The sequence below is a fragment of the Streptomyces sp. NPDC050528 genome, from assembly GCF_044457795.1.
In the GTDB taxonomy this organism is placed as follows: Bacteria; Actinomycetota; Actinomycetes; order Streptomycetales; family Streptomycetaceae; genus Streptomyces.
In genome coordinates this window covers 288,271-309,139 of the sequence record NZ_JBITHH010000003.1, presented here as the reverse complement: position 1 = coordinate 309,139, position 20,869 = coordinate 288,271, and the positions used below count along the sequence as shown (strand labels likewise).

At 70.4% G+C, this 20,869-nt stretch carries 14 protein-coding genes; 4 read left to right on the top strand and 10 right to left on the bottom strand.

Annotation, left to right across the window (positions count from 1 at the left end; translation table 11 throughout):
* Positions 1–17: 17 nt before the first annotated feature.
* A complete protein-coding gene (locus ACIBK4_RS12815) occupies positions 18–629 on the top strand; it encodes a LysE/ArgO family amino acid transporter (RefSeq protein ID WP_398994670.1) in 612 nt (203 codons plus the stop codon).
* An 80-nt stretch (positions 630–709) separates the two neighbouring features.
* On the top strand, positions 710–2,020 hold the full coding sequence (locus ACIBK4_RS12810; RefSeq protein ID WP_398994669.1) for an MFS transporter: 1,311 nt from the start codon (positions 710–712) through the stop codon (positions 2,018–2,020).
* A 6-nt stretch (positions 2,021–2,026) separates the two neighbouring features.
* Here the strand turns inward: ACIBK4_RS12810 and ACIBK4_RS12805 are convergent, their stop codons facing one another.
* The 4 genes from ACIBK4_RS12805 to ACIBK4_RS12790 form a co-directional block, all read right to left on the bottom strand.
* Positions 2,027–2,476, bottom strand: a complete 450-nt coding sequence (locus ACIBK4_RS12805; protein ID WP_366430684.1) for a cyclic nucleotide-binding domain-containing protein — start codon at positions 2,474–2,476, stop codon at positions 2,027–2,029.
* A gap of 248 nt (positions 2,477–2,724) precedes the next feature.
* Complete coding sequence (locus ACIBK4_RS12800; RefSeq protein ID WP_398994668.1) at positions 2,725–2,904, bottom strand: hypothetical protein; 180 nt, start codon at positions 2,902–2,904, stop codon at positions 2,725–2,727.
* 28 nt (positions 2,905–2,932) lie between these two features.
* Positions 2,933–5,188 carry an FUSC family protein gene (locus tag ACIBK4_RS12795; protein ID WP_398994667.1) on the bottom strand — a complete coding sequence of 752 codons (2,256 nt, stop codon included), beginning with the start codon at positions 5,186–5,188 and terminating at the stop codon, positions 2,933–2,935.
* A gap of 47 nt (positions 5,189–5,235) precedes the next feature.
* Entirely contained in the window at positions 5,236–6,612 is a 1,377-nt protein-coding gene (locus tag ACIBK4_RS12790) for an NAD(P)/FAD-dependent oxidoreductase (RefSeq protein WP_398994666.1), read from the bottom strand.
* A gap of 249 nt (positions 6,613–6,861) precedes the next feature.
* Between ACIBK4_RS12790 and ACIBK4_RS12785 the strand changes: the two genes are divergently transcribed.
* Positions 6,862–7,686: a methyltransferase domain-containing protein gene (locus ACIBK4_RS12785; protein WP_398994665.1), complete on the top strand. Its 825-nt coding sequence runs from the start codon at positions 6,862–6,864 to the stop codon at positions 7,684–7,686.
* A 16-nt stretch (positions 7,687–7,702) separates the two neighbouring features.
* Here the strand turns inward: ACIBK4_RS12785 and ACIBK4_RS12780 are convergent, their stop codons facing one another.
* Entirely contained in the window at positions 7,703–9,607 is a 1,905-nt protein-coding gene (locus ACIBK4_RS12780) for an AMP-dependent synthetase/ligase (protein ID WP_398994664.1), read from the bottom strand.
* Between the two features lie 167 nt (positions 9,608–9,774).
* Between ACIBK4_RS12780 and ACIBK4_RS12775 the strand changes: the two genes are divergently transcribed.
* Positions 9,775–11,160 (top strand): aminotransferase class V-fold PLP-dependent enzyme, encoded by a 1,386-nt coding sequence (locus ACIBK4_RS12775; protein ID WP_398994663.1) that lies wholly within the window; start codon positions 9,775–9,777, stop codon positions 11,158–11,160.
* A 16-nt stretch (positions 11,161–11,176) separates the two neighbouring features.
* Here the strand turns inward: ACIBK4_RS12775 and ACIBK4_RS12770 are convergent, their stop codons facing one another.
* Genes ACIBK4_RS12770 through ACIBK4_RS12750 form a run of 5 tightly spaced genes read right to left on the bottom strand, consistent with a single transcriptional unit; the run spans position 11,177 to position 20,859 of the window.
* Positions 11,177–12,850: an ATP-binding cassette domain-containing protein gene (locus ACIBK4_RS12770; RefSeq protein ID WP_398994662.1), complete on the bottom strand. Its 1,674-nt coding sequence runs from the start codon at positions 12,848–12,850 to the stop codon at positions 11,177–11,179.
* Between the two features lie 12 nt (positions 12,851–12,862).
* Complete coding sequence (glgB, locus tag ACIBK4_RS12765; protein ID WP_398994661.1) at positions 12,863–15,751, bottom strand: 1,4-alpha-glucan branching enzyme; 2,889 nt, start codon at positions 15,749–15,751, stop codon at positions 12,863–12,865.
* 5 nt (positions 15,752–15,756) lie between these two features.
* Positions 15,757–17,124 (bottom strand): maltokinase, encoded by a 1,368-nt coding sequence (locus tag ACIBK4_RS12760; protein WP_398994660.1) that lies wholly within the window; start codon positions 17,122–17,124, stop codon positions 15,757–15,759.
* Positions 17,125–17,152: 28 nt separating this feature from the next.
* A complete protein-coding gene (gene treS / locus ACIBK4_RS12755; RefSeq protein WP_398994659.1) occupies positions 17,153–18,871 on the bottom strand; it encodes a maltose alpha-D-glucosyltransferase in 1,719 nt (572 codons plus the stop codon).
* Entirely contained in the window at positions 18,868–20,859 is a 1,992-nt protein-coding gene (locus ACIBK4_RS12750; protein WP_398994658.1) for an alpha-1,4-glucan--maltose-1-phosphate maltosyltransferase, read from the bottom strand. The genes treS and ACIBK4_RS12750 overlap by 4 nt, the downstream gene beginning before the upstream one ends.
* Positions 20,860–20,869: the final 10 nt, after the last annotated feature.

The window sequence follows — 20,869 nt, the reverse complement described above, 5'->3', positions numbered from 1 at the left end:
TCCCTAGCGTCGAGTCCGTGACCAACGCACTCTCCGCCGCCGCAGCAGGCTTCGGCACCGGCCTCTCCCTCATCGTCGCCATCGGCGCCCAGAACGCCTTCGTTCTCCGCCAGGGCATCCGTCGCGACGCCGTCCTCGCCGTGGTCGGCATCTGCGCCCTGTCCGACGCACTCCTCATCGCCCTCGGCGTCGGCGGCGTCGGCGCGGTCGTGGTCGCCTGGCCGGGCGCGCTGCGGGCGGTCGGCCTGATCGGCGGCGCGTTCCTGCTCGTCTACGGCGTTCTCGCCGCCCGCCGCGTGTTCCGCCCCGCCGCCCTGCACGCCGAGGGCGAGACGACCGGCTCGCGCCGCCGGGCCGTCCTCACCTGCCTGGCGATGACCTGGCTCAACCCGCACGTGTACCTGGACACCGTGTTCCTGCTCGGCTCGATCGCCGCCGCGCGCGGCCCGCTGCGCTGGACCTTCGGACTCGGCGCCGTCTGCGCCAGCGTGTGCTGGTTCACCGCGCTCGGCTTCGGGGCCCGGCTGCTGAGCCGGTACCTCGCCAAGCCCTCGGCCTGGCGGGTGCTGGACGGCCTGGTCGCCGCGACGATGATCGGTCTCGGGGCAACGCTCGCCGCCGGAGCGTGAGATGGCGGATTCGGCAGCCACAGCCGGTGCTGCGATAGTGAACCCTGGTCGATTAGATGTAGCGAGCAACCAGGAAGCCAGTGGACACGAGCGAGAGCACCGACAGCGGCACCGAACCCGAGGCCGGCAAGGACGCGGAACCGGCGGCAGGACCCCGGCGCGGCTGGCGCCGCTGGGCGATGGACACCCGCCCTCTGCAGATCCCCGCCTACCGCCGCCTGTGGTCCTCGACCATCGTCACGGCCGTCGGCAGCCAGCTCACCGCCGTCGCCGTACCCAAGCAGATCTACGACATCACCGGCTCCTCGGCCTGGGTCGGCGCCGCCAGCATGGCGGGCCTGCTGCCGCTGATCGTGTTCGCGCTGTGGGGCGGTGCGATCGCCGACACCATGGACCGCCGCAAACTGCTGCTGATCACCAACAGCGGCATAGCCGTGACCTCGGTCCTGTTCTGGGTCCAGGCCGCCGTCGGGCTCGATTCGGTTGCCGCGCTGATGGTGCTGCTCGCGATGCAGCAGGCGTTCTGGGGCCTCAACGCGCCCGCCCGCAACGCCTCCATCGCCCGCCTGGTCCCCGCCGCGCAGCTGCCCGCCGCCAACGCCCTCGGCTCGACCGTCATGCAGACCGGCCAGGTCGTCGGACCGCTCCTCGCGGGCGTCCTCATCCCGGTCATCGGCCTGCCCGAGCTGTATCTCATCGACGCGCTGGCCCTGTGCGTCACGCTGTGGGCGGTCGTGAAGCTGCCCTCGCTGCCGCCCCTGGAGTCCGCGACCCCGCGCCGCGCGGGCTGGCGCGAGGTCGCCGCCGGCTTCCGCTACATCTCGCTGCACAAGGTGCTGCTGCTGTCCTTCCTCGCCGACATCATCGCGATGGTCTTCGGCATGCCACGCGCCCTGTTCCCCCAACTCGCCGCCCAGACCTACGCGCCCTACGGCGAGGGCCTCGCCCTGGGCATGCTGTTCGCGGCGATCCCGATCGGGGCGGTGGTCGGCGGACTCTTCTCCGGCACGTTCTCGCGGGCGCGGCGGCACGGCTGGATGGTGATCGGCGCGGTCGTCGCCTGGGGCGCGGCCATCACCGGCTTCGGGCTGAGCAGCAACCTCTGGGTCGGTGTGGTCTTCCTCGCCGCCGCCGGGGTCGCCGACATGGTCTCCATGGTGTTCCGCGGGGCGATCCTGCTCTCCGCCGCAACCGACGAGATGCGCGGCCGGATGCAGGGCGTCTTCACCGTCGTGGTCGCGGGCGGCCCGCGCCTGGCCGACGTCCTGCACGGCACGGCCGGTTCCGCCCTCGGCCCGCGTGCGGCGGTCGCCGGCGGCGGCATCCTCGTCATCGTCATCATGCTGACCCTGGCCGCCACGGTCCCGGCCCTGCGCCGCTACCGCATCTGACGCCGCTCAGACGGGCCGGTGCATCGCGTAGTGCTCCATCAGCTTGCTCCGGGTCATCTGCAGCCGGTGCGCGAGGATCTCCGCGACGATCCGCACCAGGGAGAGCCCGAGCAACGGATCCTCCACGCACACGGCGAGAACGGCCGACGCGTCGAACTCGTAGGCCCGCACCGCACTGAACGCCTCCGCGCCGAAGTCCCATTCGTACGGCGGGAACAGCCACGACCAGCCGAGCAGGTCGCCCGCGCCGAGCGTGGCCACGGTGACCCGCTGCTGCGGTGTGACCTGCTGGTCGAGCGAGACGGCGCCGGAGCGGACCACCCAGAAGCGGTCGGCCGTGCCGCCCGCCTCGAAGATCCTGGAGTCCTCGGCGAACGACACCTCCTGCGCGAGCTCCATCAGCCGTTCGCGCTGGGCCTGGGGCAGGGCGGTCAGCAGTTTTATCGCTTTGGTCATGGCACAGGGCTCCTCGCCGGCAGCGGATCCGGAATTCTCCCTACGCCCATTTCAGCCTCTGCCGACGCCCCAAGCACCTCGGGGGACGGAATCGGGCATGAAAAAGCCCTGGCTGGACGGGGGAGACCAGCCAGGGCCGTAAGCGGTGGCGCGGGGGACGGTACGGTCGACCCCGTATCCACGTATGAATGAACCGTAAACCATCAGCGGGCATTTCGTACCCACTTCAACCGGTCGCGTGACCGGTTTCACTTCGTGGCATGCCGACCGGGGGCCACGATCTCGTCCAGCACCCGCAGAACCGCCTCATAGGCCACTTCCCTTACGGCGTCGCCCTGTTGGGACCATGTGTCCACCTCCTGGGCGGCGAAGGCCCGAGCCCGCCGGATGCGTCGCAACAATTCGTCCGAGTCCACGACATCAGTCATGTCCCTCGCCTACCCAGGCACGTGCGGTTCACTTCGCCGGCGTGGCGATCGGCACGCCGAGCGGCCGGGCCAGCCCGACCACGGCCTCGTCGAGGCGCTGCAGATGCCGCAGCACGCGGTCCGTGACGCGGCCGTAGCGCGGGGTCCCCGGCGTCCCGGGCCGCAGCAGGGACGCGATGCTCGGCCCGGTCTCGATCTCGCCGACACCGTCCTCGTCCCCGTCGGAGACGTGCGCGCCGATCACCCCGATGTTGTGCACGATCCGCCGGCCCGCCTCCCGCAGCCGGGGATCCGCCGCTATCGACGGATGCGTGGGCAGCAGCTCGGCCGTCGCCGCCAGATACCGCGCGTGATAGGCGCAGGTCTCCAGCAGCGCGACGACATACCTGGCCGTGTCCCGGCGCGCCCGCAACGGCGTGATCGGATGCGTCAGCGGCTGCGTCGAGGCGCTCAGGTCGGCCAGCGCCTGGTCCAAGTCCCGTGCCTTGTCGAGCAGTTCGGCCGCGGCACCACCGCTGAGCTGGTCGACGGCGGCCTCGGTGACGTCCGTGAGCCGCTCCAGCACGGTGCCGAGCAGTTCGTTCGTACGACGGTCCGTGTGCACCGGCAGCACCAGCGCCGCCGCGACCACCCCGCAGGCCGCGCCGAGCGCCGTCTCCTCGACCCGCAGCACCAGCACCGACGCGCTGTAGGTGTGCAGGAGTGTGTAGAGCAGGCCCAGCATCGCGGTGACGAAGAAGGACATCAGGGTGTAGGAGAGCGGTGCCGTGTAGAACATCGCGAAGATGAACAGCAGCACCAGCGCGAACGCCGTCCAGGTGTGATGCCCGACCAGGCCCGCGAGACCGATACCGGCGATGACACCCAGGACCGTGCCCAGCAGCCGTCGGTAGCCCTTGACCAGGATCTCGCCGGTGGACGAGGTGTTGATGAAGACGATCCAGCAGGTCAGCACCGCCCAGTACCAGCGCTGACTGGACAGGAACTCGCCGCCGATGATGGCCAGCGACGACCCCACGGCGACCTGCACCGCCGCCCGCGTGGTGGGCCGCCGCAGCCCGGTGCGCTCCGCGTCCTCGGACTCGCTCTCCTCGCTGCCCGCGATGGCGAGGTCCTCCGCGTCCAGCTCCTCGCGCGAGCGGGTCGTTGCGGGCGTGTCCTCCGACTCGTCCTGCGGCCCGTCCACCGCGATCCGCAGCCCCAGCACGGCCCGCCCGGCCTCACCGATACCCCGGAACACGTCCTGGACGGCGTCCGGCCCGGGCGGCAGGTTCTCCTCCTCGCGATACCCCAGCAGCCGGTTGCGCACATGGGCCAGCGCCGTGCCCGAGTCGGTGCCCGAGGGCCGTAGGACCAGCAGGCGCAGCGCCTCCAGGTCGCGGCGCAGCGTGTCGGTCGCCTCGTCCCGTACCGGCAGCCGGTCGGCCAGGGGGACCGGCGCGCCCGGCAGATGCAGGGTGAGGGTGTGACCCCGCTCGGCGCTGCGCGCGGTGAGCAGCAGGAGACCGAGCCGCTCGGCGGCGACCTCCGCGTCGGCGATACGGCGTTGCACGAGCCGTGCCACCGTCGCGTCGGAGGTCCCGTCCTCCAGTCGGCCCTGGATCAGCAGCGCCGTCTCGTGCAGCCGCGCGGTGCCCTCGCGTACGTCGGTGAGGGCCTTCTCCATGTCGTCGGGACCCGCGTCGAGCAACGCGATCTGCGCCGTCACCAGCTGGGCGAACCGCGCCCGGAACGCCCGCCGCAGCCGGTCCAGCGTCCCCGCCGGCGTCTCCGGAACCAGCGCGAACCGCACCAGCGCGCTGCACACGAACGCGACGCCGAGCACGCCGTACAGCCGCGGCAGCGCGGAGACGGTCGCGCCGACGAACAGGGACAGGAAGTAGATCTGGAAGCCGATCAGGCCGAGCGCGGTGCCGCGGTCGCCGAAGCGGCGGCTGTAGACCGCGCCGAAGATCAGCAGGACGAAGAAGACGTCACCGGCGACCACCCGCGAGTTCAGCAGCGCGCTCAGCGACACCGAGGCCAGTGCCACCGGCAGCCCCAGCGCGAGCGTCACCGCCTGCTGCCCGCGCTGCTTCTCGCGGATCGCGAACGTCGACACCATCGCCGACATCGCCCCGGCCACCAGATGCGGCACCGAGGCCCCCGCGAGGGAGAGCACGGCCAGCGTGAGCGCGATCGAACACACCGTCCGCAGCCCGGCCGTCAATCGCAGCAGTCCGAGATCGGACGCCGCGACGCGATCCCACACCCGTGCCCACGCCGCCCGTCCCGCTGCCCTCACGCCGCCGTACTCTCCCCAGGTTCACGCCAAGATCCGTAACCCCGATGCTACGGCTCCTGGGTCCCGGACCCTTCGATGCGGTCCCGTACCTGCTCCGGCGAGAGGTACGAGTCGGTGTACTCGAAGTCCTTCAGCGTGGCCGGCTTGCGGGCCTGGAAGCCGGTGCGCACGAAGTCGTCGCCGGCCAGCGCGTTGAGCGTCCAGTTCGTCGCGACCCGGACCTTGGCGACGTTCGTGCGCAGCGCCGACCAGTGGTAGCCGCGGGCCACGACCTGGGCGGGAAAACCGCGCAGTTCGATGCCGAGCGGCTTGGACACCGCGTCCTTGCCGCCGAGGTCCACGACGAGCCCGAGGTCCTTGTGGACGTACGGCTTCAGGGGCTGGTTGCGCAGGGTCGCGATCACGTTCTCGGCGACCACCTTCCCCTGCCGCATCGCGTGCTGCGCGGTCGGCGGGCAGATCGCGCCGTCGCCGCCCTTGGCCTCGTCCGGCACCGCGCCGGCGTCACCGAGCGCGAACACCCCGTCGTGACCGGGCAGGTTCATGTCGGAGGTGACCGCGAGCCGCCCCCGCACCGTCTCCGCGCCCAGCGTCGCGATCAGCGGACTGGCGACCACACCGGCCGTCCAGATCAGCGTGCGGGTCGGCACCACCCGGCCGTCGGTGAACGTGACCTCCTCCGGGCCCGCCTTCGCGATCGAGACGCCGAGGGAGATGTCGATACCGCGCCGGGTCAGGATCTCCTGGGCGCTCTTGCCGAGCTTGTCGCCCAGCTCGGGCATCAGCTTCGGCGCGATGTCGATGAGGTGCCACTTGATCAGACCCGGGTCGATGCGCGGGTAGCGCTTGACGGCGGCATGCGTCAGCTTCTGCAGACAGGCGGCCGTCTCCGTACCGGCGTAACCACCGCCCACGACCACGAACTGGAGCCGCGACGCCTTCTCCGCCGGGTCGTCGCTCGCGTCCGCGAGGTCCAGCTGTGTGATGACGTGGTCGCGGATGTAGGCGGCCTCCGCGAGGGTCTTCATCCCGAAGGCGTGATCCGTCAGCCCCGGGATGTCGAAGGTGCGGGTGATGCTGCCGGGGGAGAGGACGATGTAGTCGTAGGGCTCGTTCACGATCTCGTCGTTGATCGTGCGGATCACACAGACCTTGGCCTTGATGTCCACACCGATCGCGCCGCCCGGGATGATCCGGGTGCGGTACTTCTTGCTGCGGCGCAGCGAGACGGCGATCGACTGCGGGGTCAGGACGCCGGAGGCGACCTGGGGCAGCAGGGGGAGATAGAGCTGGTAGGAGAACGGCGTCACCAGTGTGACGTCGGCTTCCTCCGGGGTCAGTTTCCTCTCCAGGCGGCGAACGCACTCCACTCCTGCGAAGCCTGCGCCAACCACCAGGATCCTCGGTCGTGTCACGGTGTTCATCCCTTCTGCGGCTCCAGGCGGTCTGCCTCGACGCCGTACGCCTGCCCTGGATCGCTGCTTCGCACCACAATCGATCCCACCGTGCCGGGAGCCGTTCCGCCAGCTGAGCGCGGCAGGCAGACGAACGCGTGGAGCACCAGCATGCCCCGCCGACGCCCTCCGTACGCCGCGGACGCGTGAACAAATGGCGTACCTGAATGACCTTTGACCGATCCCGCGACGATCGCCGCGGACCGTAGAGTGCACGCCATGTCGCACACTCAGCCCGAGCCGGGGTCAGGCTTCCGCACCCAGAACATCGACGCCGGCAACGTGACGCGGCTGGTGGCCGCCCTCGACATCCAGGAAGCCAATCCCGGCGTACGACGACTGCGTGCGTGGGCCCACGAGGCACTCGCCCCGGGCAGCGGCGAGCGTGCCCTCGACATCGGGGCCGGTACCGGCTCGACCACGCGTGAACTGGCCGCGGCCGTCGGCTCGAACGGGTCGGCGCTCGGCGTCGAACCCAACCCCGGGCTGCGCGCGATCGCCGAGGAGCGGGCCGCGGAGGCCGGCAGTCCGGCCCGCTTCACGGACGGCGACGCGCTGTCCCTGCCGGTGCCCGACGCCTCCGTGGACGTCGTCTGGTGCGAACGGGTGCTCCAGCACCTCGCGGAACCCGACAAGGCCGTCGCCGAGATCGCCCGTGTCCTGCGGCCCGGCGGACGTGTGGCCCTCCTCGACACCGACTGGGCGACCACGATCCTGCACCCGGGCGACCCCGAGATCACGGCCGCGTTCACTGCCGGCGCCCTCACGAGCGCCGCCAACCCCTACTCTGGACGCCGGCTCGTCGGCCAGCTCAGCGCCGCCGGACTCGTCGTCGACGACCGTGGCTCCCAGGCGCTGCTCCAGGACCACCGGTCGGTCGCCTGGCCGCTGATCCGCATGCTCGGCGAGTCCGCGGTCCGCCGGGGCGCCCTGACCGAGGCCCAGCGCGACCGCGCCTACACCGACCTCTCCGAGGCCGCCGAGCGCGGCGCACTGCACATGTCGGTGACGATGTTCGCGGTCGTCGCCCACCGCCCGGGGTGAGCCCCGGCCGGTGACGTCAGCGGAACACGTTGTCCGCGTCGTCCCAGCCCGCGAGTTGTTCCTCCGCCGACTGCTGCGGGGCACGCGCGCGTGCCTGGTACATCGCGTCGATCTCGAAGGCGTAGTGCCGCACGATCGCGTCCCTGCGCAGCTTCATCGACGGCGTCAGCAGGCCGCCCGCGACGTCGAACGGATGGGGGAGCACCCGGAAGACCCGGATCGACTCGGCGCGCCCCACCGGGCTGTTGGCCGCCGCCACGGCCCGGGTGATCTCCTCCCGCAGCGCGTTCTCCTCCCGCGCCTCCCGGCCCCGCGCGTCGCTCTGCAGGGCCAGCCCGGCCCGCCAGTGCGCCACGAACTCCGGGTCCAGGGTGAGCAGCGCCCCCACACAGGGACGGTCGTCGCCGACGACCACCGCCTGATGGATCAGGGGATGCATCCGCAGCCGGTTCTCCAGGGCGGCCGGCGCGACGCTCTTGCCGCTGCTGGTGATGATGATGTCCTTCTTGCGGCCGGTGATCGTCAGATAGCCCTCGGTGTCCAGCCGCCCGATGTCCCCGGTGGCCAGCCAGCCCGCGTGCATCGCGGCCCGGGTCGCCCGCTCGTCGTTGATGTAGCCCTGGAACACCGACGGGCCGTGCACCAGGATCTCGCCGTCCTCCGCGACCCGGATCTCCGTGCCCGGCAGCGCCTGCCCCACCGTGCCGATCTTCTCCCGGCCCAGCGGCTGCATCGTGATCCCGCCGGCGGTCTCCGTGAGGCCGTAGCCGTCGTGCACGTGGATGCCGATACCCGAGTAGAACAGGGACAGTTCACGGTTCAGGGGTGAGCCGCCCGACGTGGCGCGGACCACCCGGCCGCCGAGCGCCGCGCGCAGCTTGCGGTACACCGTCCGCTCGAACACGGCGTGCTGGAGCCGCAGATCGAAGGCGGGACCCGAGCCCCGCCCCAGTCTCTGTCTCTCCTCGGCCGCGGCGAACTCCCGCGCGGTCGACGCGGCCCGCTCGAACAGGACGCCGCGGCCCGACTGTTGGGCCGTACGGAGAAAGTTCTTGTAGATCTTCTCGAAGATCGACGGCACCGCGTACAGATAGGTCGGCCGGAACGAGCGCAGTCCGGACACCAGCGCCGCCTCGGTCATCTCCGGCTCGTGCGCCATCACCCAGCCGCCGCGCATGCACATGGCCTGGATCATCAGCCCGTACACGTGCGAGAACGGCAGGAAGGCCAGCACGGACGGCTGTTCACCCGGGGGCGCCGCCGTGTGCGACCAGCCCGAGAGCAGTGTGTCGACGGGGCTCGCCAGACTGCGGTGGCTCAGCGCGCAGCCCATGGGGCGGCCCGAGGTGCCCGAGGTGTAGGCGATGACCGCGGTCGAGTCCGGCATGACGATCCGGCGCAGCGAGTCCACCGTGGTCTGCGGTATGTACGTGCCCCGCTCCACGAGTTGGGCCAGCGCCCCGGAGTCCAGCTGCCAGACGTGCCGCAGCAGCGGCAGCGCGGCACACACCGTGCCGACGGTCATGATGCCCTGCTCGTCCTCCACGACCACGGCCACACAGCCGGCGTCCCGCAGCATCCACTCGACCTGCTCCCGCGAGGACGTCGGATGCACCGGCACGACCTCGGCGCCGACCGCCCACAGGGCGTGGCTGAGCACGGTCCACTCGTAACGGGTGCGGGCCATGATCGCGACCCGGCTGCCGGGCGAGATCCCGGAGGCGATCAACCCCTTTGCCACATCGACGACTTCGTCCCGCAGCTCTACGGCCGTCACCTCCTCCCACACCGTGGACGTGGGGTCGGGGCGCCGTGCGACGAGCGGAAGGGTGGGCTGGAGGACAGCGGTCTCGAAGATGCTGTCCGCAAGGCCGCCGGTCAGGGTGGAGGTGGGGGGTGGAGCGACGGCGAAGTCGCGCATGCGCTGCTCCTGGGTTGTACGGGGCGTGACTCTGCCGATCATTGCTGTTATCGACGGTGCTCGAATGTAGCCCAGGTGTGAGCGTTTGGTGAGGGGAACCGGGAAGTGCCCTTGTGGAGTTTGATGGTTGGGCGGAACCGATCTGACAAAGCGGGGGGTACGAGGACATGAGCGCGGTGGATCTCGGCGAGTTGAGGGCCCACGACTTCGGCTATCTGGACGCCGAAGGACACACCTATCTCGACTACACGGGCGCCGGACTCGCCCCAAGCTCCCTGGTCCGGGCCAGCGCCGAGCGGATCACCGGAAGCGTCTTCGGCAACCCGCACTCGGAGAGCCCCGCCTCCCGCGCCTCGGGCGACCTCCTGGCCGGTGCCCGGGCCGCCGTACTGCGCCACTTCCACGCCGACCCGGCCGAGTACACGGTGGTGTTCACCGCGAACGCCACGGCCGCACTCCGCCTGGTCGGCGAGTCGTACCCGTTCGCCCCCGGCAGCCGGCTCGTGATGCTCCTCGACAACCACAACTCCGTGAACGGATTACGGGAGTACGCGCGAGCGGGCGGCGCGAGAACCGAGTATGTCCCGGTCCACGGCCAGGAGTTGGCGATCGACGAGGACCGCCTGCACACCGCCCTCACGGCCCGCAGGCGCCGCCGCGGACTCCTCGCCTATCCGGCACAGAGCAACTTCACCGGCGTACGGCACTCCCTGGACTGGATCGCGACGGCCCAGGAACACGGCTACGACGTCCTGTTGGACGCCGCCGCGTTCGTGCCGACCAACCCCCTCGACCTCTCCCGGTACCACCCGGACTTCACCGTGGTCAGCTGGTACAAGGTGTTCGGCTACCCCACCGGCATAGGCAGCCTCGTCGTCCGCCGCGAGGCTTTGGCCCGACTCCGCCGCCCCTGGTTCTCCGGCGGCACCATCTACGCCGCCAGCGCCCAGGCACAGTGGCACGTCCTCGCCGACGGCGAGGCGGCCTTCGAGGACGGCACCGTCAACTTCCTCTCCATACCCGACATCACGGCCGGCCTGGACTGGATCGACACCATCGGCATGGACCACGTCCACGACCACGTGACCCGCCTGACCGCTCAACTCCTCGCGGGCATAGCCGAGTTGCGCCACACCGACGGCACCCCGATGACAAGGGTCTACGGTCCCACCAGTGCCGGTCCGACGCGCGGCGGCACCGTCGCCCTCAACCTCCTCGACGCGGCCGGCCGGGTCATCGACGAACGGATCGTCTCCCAGGACAGCGCCGACCACCGCATCTCCCTCCGCTACGGCTGCTTCTGCAACCCCGGCGCGGGGGAGGCGGCGTTCGCATTGCCCCTGCGCAGCCTGCGCTCGGCGGCCCGCAAACCGTTGGGCTCCCTGGAGGAGTACCTGACCCTGCTGGGGCTGCCGTCGGCCGGCGCGGTCAGGGTCTCGGTGGGCGTCTCCTCACAGCCCAGGGACGTGGACCGGTTCCTGGAGTTCGTCGCGAACACGTACCGCGACCGCGTCCCGACGGCGGCCGGCCTCGCGGACCGGGCGGGCTGCTGAATGCCGGAGTGGCGCCTCACCGCCCGGCACGCGCCGCAGCCACCCCCTGACGGCACTTGCGCACCAGTACCGCCCACGTAGCCGCCAGGAACAGCACGGCGAACCCCGCCAGGATCAGCCAGCCGCGCCCCGCCGGGTGCCCGAACGAGTCGCCGTACGAGCGCAACAGGGGTGGTCCGGCTGGGGAGTTGCCGTCGCGCCACAAGTCCTCCAGGCCGATCGCGCCGCCCAGTGCCTCGAAGGCCCAGCGGTTGGTCATCGCCCAGCTGATCGCCTGCCCGGCCGCTGCCATGCGCGGGACCGGTACGAAGGCGCCCGAGAACAGCACCTGGGGGAAGCAGAGCAGCGGCAGCATCAGGGTCGCCTGGCCGGGGTCCGTGACCGCGGCCGACGTGAGCAGCCCGAGGGCGAGCGCGGCGGCCGAGGCCAGCACGCTGGTGAGGAACAGCGAGGTGTACGTGTCCCAACCCGCCGCCGGCAACCGGTCCAGCGCGCGCAGCACCGCCAGCAACAGCGCGTCCGCCGCCGCCAGTACGGGTAGGACGGTGGTCAACTTCGAGGCGACGTACGGTCCGATCCGCACCCCGGCCAGCCACTCACGGCGCAGCACGGCCAACTCCGTGCAGATCTGCAGCAGTCCGTACGTCAGCCCGAAGAAGAACGCCCCGAACGCGATCCAGAACATGATCATCGCCGTGGACCCCGGATCGGGCGCCGCCGGATCGAACGCGCCCGCCCGGAACAGCACCGCGAACATCGCCACGATCATCACCGGCGACCCCACGAACACGGCGACCGACAGCCGGTTGTGCACCAACAGCGCCGTCGTACGACGCGTCAGCAACGCCCACTGGCGTACGGCGCCGACCCGGGGCGGACGGTGCGCGACCGGCGCCGGGACCCGTTCCGCACGCGGTACTTGGGCGGTCCGCTCGGCGCGCTTCCCGTCCGCCACCGCCGCGTACACGTCCTCCGCCGTCTCCGCCCCGAACGCCCCGAGCAACGCGTCCGGCGCTCCCACGAACGCGACCGCCCCGCCCGGCGACAGGAACACGACCTGATCGCAGCGCGGCAGATCGGCCAGAACGTGGGTGGTGAGAACGACGGTCGTCCCGTACTCGGCCAGACCGCGCAAGGTCGCCAACAGCGCGGCCCCGGTGACCGGATCGAGCCCGGACGTGGGCTCGTCGAGGAAGAGCACCCGGGGCCGGGTCAGCAACTCGGCGGCGATACAAGCCCGTTTGCGTTCCCCGCCGCTCAACGCCCGCACCGGTGTATCCGCGCGCTGCGCGAGCCCGAGGACGTCGAGCACCTCCGTCACCCGCGCCGACACCGTCTCGCCCGGCATCCGCAACCGCCCCGCGTACTCCAGGGTGCGCCGCAACGGCAGCTCACGGTGGATCACGTCCTCCTGCGGCACGAACCCGAACTCCGGTCCGGGCGGCCCCGGTTGGGCACCGTCGTGCAGGACGTCCCCCGAAGTCGGAGCCTGGAGCCCCGCGAGGGTCTGCAACAGCACGGTCTTGCCCGCCCCGCTGCTGCCCGCGATGACCGTGAGCCGCCCGGCCCCGACCTCGAACGACACGTCGTCCAACACCCGCCCGGCGCCCCGCACTTCCTGCGTGACGCCTCGCAACTCCAGGTGCAGGCCGGTTACTTGGGTGGTGTCAGAAGGGATCGGCGTAGGCATACGAGCAGGATGTCACCCCGGTGTCAGCCACACCGTCGCCAACGGCGGAAGCGTGAGCCGGATATGACCGTCCTCCGGTTTGACCGGATCGCGGTTGACGACGTCACTTCCGCCGTAGGCCGCGCTGTCGGTGTTGAGGATCTCCCGCCAGGCGGGGATCTCCTCCGGGACGCCGAGACGGTAGTCGTGGCGGACAACGGGGGAGAAGTTGCTGACGGCGAGCAGCGGGGCGCCCTGCGCGTCGAACCGCAGGAACGCGAAGACGTTGTCCTCGGCCGCGTCGCCCATCACCCAGCGGAAGCCGCCGGGGTCGGTGTCGCGCTGCCAGAGGGCGGGGGTGTGGCGGTAGACCGTGTTGAGATCGCGGACGAGGTCCTGGACGCCACGGTGATCGGGCGCGGCGTCGTAGGCCGGGTCCAGGAGCCACCAGTCGGGGCCGTGGGATTCGGACCACTCCGCGCCCTGGGCGAACTCCTGGCCCATGAAGAGGAGTTGCTTGCCGGGGTGGGCCCACATGAATCCCAGATACGCGCGGTGGTTGGCGCGCTGCTGCCACCAGTCGCCGGGCATCTTCGAGACCAACGACCGCTTCCCGTGGACGACTTCGTCGTGGGAGATGGGGAGGACGTAGTTCTCGCTGTAGGCGTACACCATCGAGAACGTCATCTCGTTGTGGTGGAACTTGCGGTGTACTGGCTCGTGCGACATGTAGTCCAGCGAGTCGTGCATCCAGCCCATGTTCCACTTGAACCCGAAGCCGAGACCGCCGGTGTCGGTCGGCCGGGTCACCCCGTCCCAGGCGGTCGACTCCTCGGCGATCGTCACGACACCGGGCACCCTGCGGTACACCGTCGCGTTCATCTCCTGGAGGAAGGCCATCGCGTCCAGGTCCTCACGCCCGCCATGGACGTTGGGGGTCCACTGGCCCGAGTCGCGTGAGTAGTCGAGATAGAGCATCGAGGCGACCGCGTCCACGCGCAGGCCGTCGATGTGGAACTCCTCGCACCAGTAAACGGCGTTCGCCACAAGGAAGTTGCGCACCTCGGTCCGGCCGAGGTCGAACTCGTACGTTCCCCAGTCCGGATGCTCGGCCCGCCGCTCGTCCCCGGGTTCGTACAGCGGCTCCCCGTCGAACCGGGCCAACGCCCAGTCGTCCTTGGGGAAGTGCGCCGGCACCCAGTCCATGATCACGCCGATACCGGCCTGGTGGAACGCGTCGACCAGGAACTTGAAGTCGTCCGGGGTGCCCATGCGGGAGGTCGGCGCGTAGAAGCCGGTGACCTGGTAACCCCAGGAACCGCCGAAGGGGTGCTCGGCCACCGGCATGAACTCGACGTGGGTGAAGCCCAGTTCGTTGACGTAGGCAGGGAGCTCGACGGCCAGCTGACGGTACGTCAAGCCGGGTCGCCAGGAGGCGAGATGGACCTCGTAGACCGAGAAGGGCGCCTCGTGGACCGGGGTTTGGGTCCGGCGCGCGAGCCAGTCCTCGTCGCCCCATTCGTAGTGCGAGGCGGTGACGATGGACGCCGTGGCGGGTGGCACTTCGGTACGGCGGGCCATCGGGTCGGCCTTGAGGAAGCGGTCGCCGTTCCGGGAGGTGATCTCGAACTTGTAGCGCGCGTCCTCGCCCACCCCCGGCAGGAACAGCTCCCACACACCCGACGAACCGAGCGACCGCATCGGGAACGCGGTCCCGTCCCAGGAGCTGAACTCCCCGGCAACACGCACCCCTTGGGCGTTCGGCGCCCACACGGTGAACCGGGTACCGGCCACCCCGCCGTGCGTCATCGGCTCCGCGCCGAGCGCCTTCCACAACTCCTCGTGCCGCCCCTCTTTGATGAGGTGCAGGTCGAGTTCACCGAGGGCGGGGAGGAAACGGTACGGGTCATGGACCTCGTGCTCGCCGCCCTCCGCGTAGGACACCAGCAGCGTGTAGGCCGGGAGCGCGTCGAGCGGAAGCACGGCGGAAAAGAGGCCGCCGCCCTCAGAGGTGAGTGGGCTGCGCGTCCCGTCGATCACGACACTCACGGCCCGGGCATACGGACGCAGCGCCCGGAAGACGATCCCGCCCGGCACCTGATGCGCGCCGAGCAGCCCGTGCGGATCGTGGTGGGCACCGGAGAGGAGACGGTCGCGGTCGACCGGGTCCAGCGGGGCGGATGCCGGGGGGCCGCCCGCGTCCAGGGGAACCGGAACGGTCGTGGGTGAGGCGGCTGCGGGCGTGGAGGTGGTGCCGGGCAGTCCCTCGTGCGGTCGGCCGACGATCGAGGGCGAGCTGCTCGTCTCCGGCGCTTCGGTCATGGTCGGGCCGGCGGTCTCTGGTGGGCCGGGTACGGCAGGGTGGGAGGCGTTCGGTGTGGCGGATCCGGTCGGCTGGCCCGTCTGCGGGTCGGTGGTTGTGGGCGAGCCGTTCGTCTCCGGTCCCTCGGTCGCGGTCCGGTCGGCGGTCGCCGGTGCGGTGGGTATGGCCGGGCCGCGGGCGTCCGGTGCGGCGGGTCGTCTCGGGACACCCGTTTCCGGGCCGGGGGCCGTGGGTGAGCCGCCTGTCTCCGCCGTCTCCGCGACGGGCTGATCGCCGGTCTCCGATGCGCCGGGCACGCTCGGTTCGCCGGCCCCTGGTGTGACGGACCCGGTCGGCTCGACTCTTTCTGGGCCGGTGGCCGTGGGCGAGTTGTCTGTCTCCGGGGCTTCCACGACGGTCCGGTCTCCGGTCTCCGATGCGCCAGGCACGCTCAGGTCGCCGGCCTCTGGTGTGGCGGGGGCGGTCGGCTCGACTGCCTCCGGGCCGGTGGTCGTGGGTGAGCCGCCCGTCTCCGGAGCTTCCGCGACGGGCCGGTCCCCGGTCTCGCCGGACGTGGGCGGACCGCCCGCCTCCTGAGGTGAAGTGTCGTGCAGGGCCACGGAGTTCAGCCTCCTCGGACGGCGAGACGCTCGATCGCCGCCATGGGTACGGGAAGCCAGTCCGGACGGTGTCTGGCCTCGTACAGCACTTCATACACGGCGCGGTCCGTCTCGTACGCGCGCAGCAGGGCGTGCTTGGTGCGGGGATCCCAGCCGGCCCGGGCCGCGTAGCCCGCGCAGAACGCCTCCCGGCAACGGCGGGCCCACTCGGGGCGCCAGGGCCGACGCTGCCGGGCCGCGTAGTCGAAGGACCGCAGCATGCCCGCGATGTCCCGCACCGGGGACTGCGCGCTCCGCCGTTCCGCCAGCGGCTTGGACGGCTCGCCCTCGAAGTCGATGACGAACCAGTCGCGGCCGGCCCGCAGCACCTGACCGAGATGGAGATCGCCGTGGATGCGCTGGGCGGGCGGCCCGGCGTCACGGCCGACGAGCGCCCCGAATGCGGTCCGCAGCCCCGGCACGAACGGCCGTAGTGCCGGAACGGAGTGTGCGGCCGACTCCAGGCGCTCGGTCATCGCCGCCGCCGTACGGTCGTTCTCGGCGGGGGCGCGTCCGTCGGACGGGAAGGCCGCGGCCAGCGCGAGATGGACGTCGGCGGTGGCCTGCCCCAACTCATGGGCCTCGGTGGTGAATTCATCACCGGTGGCGAGGGCACGCAGCGCGAGCGCCCAGCCGTCGGAGGCGTCCGGCAGGAACGGCTGGAGCACACCGAGTGTCGCGGCGCGCGGCTCCGCCGTCCGGAACCACGCCACCGGCGCGGGGACGCGTTTGCAGCCCTGCGCTGCCAGCGCCCCCGGCAGTTCCAGGTCCGGATTGACGCCGGGCTGGATGCGTCGGAACACCTTCAGGATGAACCGATCGCCGTACACCAGCGAGGAGTTGGACTGCTCGGCGCCCAGCAGCCGAGGTGTGAGTCCGGCGGGCACGGGAGCCGACGGGTCCGCCTCGAAGTGCAGGGGGCCCGTCGTACCGGGATGCCGCAGCCGCTCCAGAAGCAGTTCCGCCGATCGCGGATCCTGGAGCGCGTCGTAGACCGCGAGACCGGCCAACTGCCCTTCCTGAACACGCCCGATGAAGGCCCGGGCCAGCCGCGGCGAGACGTGTTCCCTTACGCCGAGCAGGAGTTGATAGCAGTCGCCGGGCGGGGGAGTGCCGCCCGGCGAGGGCACCGGCGTATGAAAGGCGTGGACCAGCAAGTGAAGGCAGCCCGGGAAGAGTTCGGTCGTGGACAGCACGTCGAGGTCGGCCACCGGCCGGTCCTTGCCGGCGAACCAGCGCTGCCCGGGCAGCCATTCGCGCAGCAGCCCGGCGAGCGTGGCCGGAGGCCGGTCGACGCCGGGGCTGCTCAGTCGGAGAGGTGCGGTCTTCGGCATGGTGACGCGTCCTTTCGCGGGCCCATCCTCAAAGTCGTCGGCCGGTGCGGGGAGCGGCTCGCGGGAGCCGGAACCAGTAGAAGCCGTGCCCCGCGAGCGTCAGCAGATACGGCAGTTCACCGATCGCCGGGAACCGCACCCCGCCGATCAGCTCCACGGGATGCCGTCCTGCGAACTCCCGCAGATCGAGCATCGTGGGCTGCGCGAACCGCGAGAAGTTGTGCACGCACAGCACGAGATCGTCCTCGTACTCCCGCAGGAACGCGATCACCGCCGGGTTCGTCGACTGGAGTTCGGTGTACGAGCCGAGGCCGAACGCCGGGTTCTGCTTGCGGATCTCGATCATGCGGCGGGTCCAGTGCAGCAGCGAGGAGGGCGACGACATCGACGCCTCGACGTTGGTGACTTGATAGCCGTAGACGGGGTCCATGATGGTCGGCAGGAAGAGCCGCCCCGGGTCGCAGGAGGAGAAGCCCGCGTTCCGGTCGGGCGTCCACTGCATCGGGGTGCGGACGGCGTCGCGGTCGCCGAGCCAGATGTTGTCGCCCATGCCGATCTCGTCGCCGTAGTAGAGGATCGGCGAGCCGGGGAGCGAGAGCAGCAGGGCCGTGAAGAGTTCGATCTGGTTGCGGTCGTTGTCCAGCAAGGTCGCGAGACGCCTGCGGATGCCGATGTTGGCGCGCATGCGGGGGTCCTTGGCGTACTCGGCCCACATGTAGTCGCGTTCCTCGTCGGTGACCATTTCCAGGGTCAACTCGTCGTGGTTGCGCAGGAAGATGCCCCACTGACAACCCGAGGGAATCGCGGGGGTCTTGGCGAGAATTTCCGAGACGGGGTAGCGGGACTCCCGGCGTACGGCCATGAAGATCCGTGGCATGACGGGGAAGTGGAACGCCATGTGGCACTCGTCGCCGCCGGCCTGGTAGTCGCCGAAGTAGTCGACGACGTCCTCGGGCCACTGGTTCGCTTCCGCCAGCAGCACGGTGTCCGGATACATCGCGTCGATCTCACGGCGGACCCGCTTCAGGAAGTCGTGACTGGCGGGCAGGTTCTCGCAGTTGGTGCCTTCGGCGGCATAGAGATACGGCACGGCGTCGAGGCGGAAGCCGTCGATTCCGAGGTCCAGCCAGAAGCGGAGGGCGGCCAGGATCTCTTCCTGCACGGCCGGGTTCTCGTAGTTGAGGTCCGGCTGGTGGGAGAAGAAGCGGTGCCAGAAGTACTGCTTGCGGACGGGGTCGAAGGTCCAGTTCGACGCCTCGGTGTCGACGAAGATGATGCGGGCGTCGGGGTACTGCTTGTCGTCGTCGGCCCACATGTAGTAGTCGCCGTACGGACCGTCGGGGTCCTTGCGCGACTCCTGGAACCACGGGTGCTGGTCGCTGGTGTGGTTCATGACGAAGTCGATGATGACGCGCATGCCCCGCTGGTGTGCGGAGTCGACGAACTCCACGAAGTCCGCCAGATCGCCGAACTCGGGGAGTACGGCGGTGTAGTCCGAGACGTCGTAACCGCCGTCGCGCAGCGGTGACTTGAAGAACGGTGGGAGCCAGAGGCAGTCGACGCCGAGCCACTGGAGGTAGTCGAGTTTGGCGGTGATGCCCTTGAGGTCACCGATGCCGTCGCCGTTGCTGTCCTGGAAGGAGCGGACCAGGACCTCGTAGAAGACGGCGCGTTTGAACCACTCGGGGTCCCGGTCCTTGGCGGGAGTGTCCTCGAAGGTGTCGTGGACCGGTTCGTTGACTGTCATGAAGCTCTTGACCCTCCGCTCTGAGTGGACCGCCGGACGTGGAGCACGTGCGCGGGAGCCCGACCGGGTTCGAGACGCACATAGTTGGTCCTGCCCCACTGATAGGACTCACCCGTCAGTTCGTCGTACACCGACATGGATTCGTTTGATTCCAGGCCGAGTTGCGGCATGTCCAACGAGACCGTGGCCTCCTGGGTGTGGTGCGGATCAAGGTTGACGACCACCAGAACCGTGTCCATACCCGTCGTCTTGCTGTACGCGATCAGCGCGTCGTTGTCCGTCCGGTGGAAGCGGAGATTCCTGAGCCGGCGCAGCGACGGATGGCGACGCCGGATCGCGTTGAGCTTCCCCAACAAGGGCGCGATGCTACGTCCTTCCCGCTCGGCGAACTCCCAGTCGCGGGGCCGGAGTTGGTACTTTTCCGAGTCGAGATACTCCTCGCTGCCCGGCCGTAGCGGGGTGTTCTCGCACAGTTCGTAGCCGCTGTAGACGCCCCAGGTGGGGGCGAGGGTCGCGGCGAGTACCGCCCGCAGCTCGAAAGCCGGTCGGCCGCCGTCCTGGAGGAACTCGTGGAGGATGTCCGGGGTGTTCACGAACAGGTTCGGCCGCATGTAGGCGGCAGCCTCGCCTGCCAACTCGCTGAGATATTCGGTGAGTTCCTGCTTGGTGTTGCGCCAGGTGAAGTAGGTGTACGACTGCTGGAAGCCGATCTGGGCGAGCGTGTGCATCATCGCCGGACGTGTGAACGCCTCGGCCAGGAAGATCACGTCCGGGTCGGTGCCGTTGATGTCGGCGATCACCCGCTCCCAGAACACGACCGGCTTGGTGTGCGGGTTGTCCACGCGGAAGATCCGCACCCCGTGGTCCATCCAGTGCCGTAGTACCCGTGTCGTCTCGGCGATCAGGCCGTCCATGTCGCGGTCGAAGGCGATCGGGTAGATGTCCTGGTACTTCTTCGGCGGGTTCTCCGCGTACGCGATCGTCCCGTCGGGACGGTGGTGGAACCACTCCGGGTGCTTCTCCACCCACGGGTGGTCCGGCGAGCACTGGAGCGCGAAGTCCAGCGCGATCTCCATCCCCAGCTCGGCGGCCCGCGCGACGAACGCGTCGAAGTCCTCCAACGTTCCGAGCTGCGGGTGGATCGCGTCGTGACCACCTTCCGGCGAGCCGATCGCCCACGGGACGCCGACATCCTCCCGCCCCGCCGACAGGGTGTTGTTCGGCCCCTTACGGAAGGTGCTCCCGATCGGATGGATCGGCGGCAGATACACCACGTCGAAACCCATCGCCGCGATGCCATCGAGTCGCCGCGCTGCCGTACGGAACGTGCCGTGCGGGATCTCGACCGTGCCCTCGGAGCGGGGGAAGAACTCGTACCACGCGCCGTAGAGGGCCCGCTCCCGCTCGACGAGCAGCGGCCGGGGCTCGGAAACCGTCACCAAGTCCCGCAACGGATGGCGCTCCAGCACCCCGTCCACATCCGGAGTCAACGCGGCCACGAACCGCGTCCCCACCGGCAGCGTGTCGTCGCGCAGGGTCTCCGCGGCGGCCAGCATCGTGACGCGGGCCGGTCCCTCGGGCACTCCGGCGGCGGCGCGGGCGTACAGCTCCGCGCCCTCCTCCAGCATCAGGCCGATGTCGATGCCGGCCGGGATCTTGATGCGGGCGGCCCGGCGCCAGGTCGCGACGGGGTCGCCCCAGGCCTCCACGGCGTAGGACCAACGGCCTGTCGTGGTCGGGGTGACCTCGGCGCCCCAGCGGTCGCTGCCGGGGGCGAGTTCGCGCATCGGGGTCCAGGGGCCGGGGCGGCCGTCCGGGTCGTAGAGCACGACGTTGGCGCCGATCGTGTCGTGACCCTCGCGGAAGACGGTGGCGGTGACCTGGAACGGTTCGCCGACCACCGCCTTCGCCGGGCGCGCGCCGCTGTCCACGGACGGGCGTACGTCACGTACCGGAATGCGGCCGATGGCTGCCGGGGTCGCGTTCATGGGTCTCACC